Source organism: Streptomyces sp. SID14436 (assembly GCF_010548465.1).
Lineage (GTDB): Bacteria > Actinomycetota > Actinomycetes > Streptomycetales > Streptomycetaceae > Streptomyces.
Genome location: NZ_JAAGMD010000109.1, coordinates 1 through 2,022 on the forward strand (window position 1 = coordinate 1; position 2,022 = coordinate 2,022).

Genomic DNA, 2,022 nt, shown 5'->3' on the forward strand with positions numbered 1-2,022 from the left:
GCCCAAGCCGCCGCAAGGCCGTCGCCGTCGCCGCCGCCAGGCCGTCGTCAGCCTCAGGCCGTAGCCGCCCCCGCGGCCGGGGGTGCCAACTGGCGGGCCAGCCAGGTGGGGACGCCGCCCAGCAGTCGGAACAGCCTGCGGGCCTCCTCGCGCAGCCGGGACGCCTCCGCCTCGGTCTCGGTGTCGGCGAGCGAGACCAGGGCCGGGGCCGTGCCGACGAGGTATCCCAACTCCTCGCGGATCCGCAAGGATTCGGCGAAGCCCTGCCGGGCCTCGACCAACTCGCCCTCGCGCAGGGCGAGTCCGGCCAGATGGCGCCAGGTCCCGGAGAGCAGCAGCGGGTCGGCGTGGGCGGTGGCGCCCGCGTGGGCCCGGCGGTAGGCGGCCCGGGCGGCCTGCGGGGAACGGGTGAGGTTCTCGGCGATCAGCCCGCGCCGGAAGTCCAGCAGGGGACGCCCCGCCGCGCCGGGAGCGATCAGGGCCGCCGCCCGCCCGAGCGCGGCCCGCGCCTCGTCGGCCCGGTCGCGCACCTGGAACAGGGTGGCCGCGTAGGCCAAGTACCCGCGTTCACAAGCGGCGGCGCCCCGTTCGTCGTCGGTGTCCGCGAGGGCCTCGGCGGTGCGCAGCGCGTCCTCGGCCTCCTCCCAGCCCGCCTCGGTGTACAGGCACCGTTCGACCAGCAGCGACGCCCGTTGCAGGGCCGCCGCGGGCTCGGCCGGTGGGAGCAGGGCGGCTGCGTCGGCCCAGCAGGCGCGCGAGCGCAGCCGCCATACCGCGGTCTGGAGGGGATCGTCACCAGAGGTCGTTCCGTTACCAGACATGGCGGTATGCGCCACGTTGCCCTCCCCGAGCACGCCATCGAGCTGTTGAGTGGTGGCCGCATCTCAGCACGAACAACAGGGCCGGGCCAAGAGGGTGGGTGAAGTTTTTCACAAAGTCGTGGGACAGAACCCCGGAACGCGTCATCGGTGCCCGGCGCCCGGCTCCCGCACGGGGCGCCCCGCCCTTCTCGCGCGCCCCACGAGGCGCCCCCGCACCCCACCGGGTCAGCTCATGCGCAGGGCCAGGAAGAAGTCCAGCTTGTCCTCCAGCCGGGACAGGTCCCGGCCGGTGAGCTGCTCGATGCGGCCGACCCGGTAGCGCAGCGTGTTGACGTGCAGGTGCAGCCGGCCCGCGCAGCGGGTCCAGGAGCCGTCGCAGTCGAGGAACGCCTCCAGCGTGGGGATCAGCTCGGCCCGGTGCCGGCGGTCGTAGTCCCGCAGCGGGTCCAGCAGGCGGGCCGTGAAGGCGCGGCGCACGTCGTCCGGGACGAAGGGGAGCAGCAGGACGTGCGAGGCCAGTTCCTGGTGGCCCGCGGCGCACACCCGGCCCGGGCGGGCCGCGGCGACCCGGCGGGCGTGCCGGGCCTCCTCCAGCGCGCCGCGCAGCCCCTCCGCCGAGTGCACGGCCGCCGAGACGCCGACGGTGAGGCGGCCGTCCCCGTCGAGCCCGGCCGACAGCGGGTCCCGCACGGCGGCGAGCAGGGTGTCGGCGAGGATGCCCGCCCCGGACTCCTCGTGCTCGGCCGTGGCGAGCGTGGGCAGCGGCACGAGGGCGATCGCCTCGTCGCCGGTGTGGGCGACCGCGATGCGGTCGGAGTGCTCGGGCCCCGTCTCGGCCGGGTCGACGAGGATCTCCTCCAGCAGCGACTGGGCCAGCGGACCGCCGCCCCCCTCGCCGCCGTCCCAGTCCACCCGGGCGACCACCACCTGCCAGTGCGGTGCCGCGCCGAGGCCCGGCAGCAGCACCGGGGCCGCCACCCGCAGCCGGGCGGCGATCTCGGCCGGGGCGGCACCGGTCTGCACCAGCTCCAGCACCTCCTGCGCGAGGCGGCGGCGGACGGTGCGCGCCGCGTCCCGGCGGTCCCGCTCCACCGCGATCAGCTGGGTGACCCCGTGCAGCAGGTCCAGCCGCTCCTCGGCCCAGTCGCCGGCGTCCGCCTCCACCGCGAGCACCCAGTCCGCCAGCGCCCCCTCCGCCGGG

The 2,022-nt window shown here is 76.6% G+C and carries 2 protein-coding genes; both read right to left on the minus strand.

Features of this window, described 5'->3' with window-relative positions:
• Positions 1–53: 53 nt before the first annotated feature.
• On the minus strand, positions 54–821 hold the full coding sequence (locus G3I53_RS04150) for a hypothetical protein (protein WP_164438024.1): 768 nt from the start codon (positions 819–821) through the stop codon (positions 54–56).
• 225 nt (positions 822–1,046) lie between these two features.
• Positions 1,047–2,022, minus strand: a 976-nt coding sequence (locus tag G3I53_RS04155; protein ID WP_203616672.1) for a helix-turn-helix domain-containing protein, incomplete at its 5' end; no start/stop codon positions are given.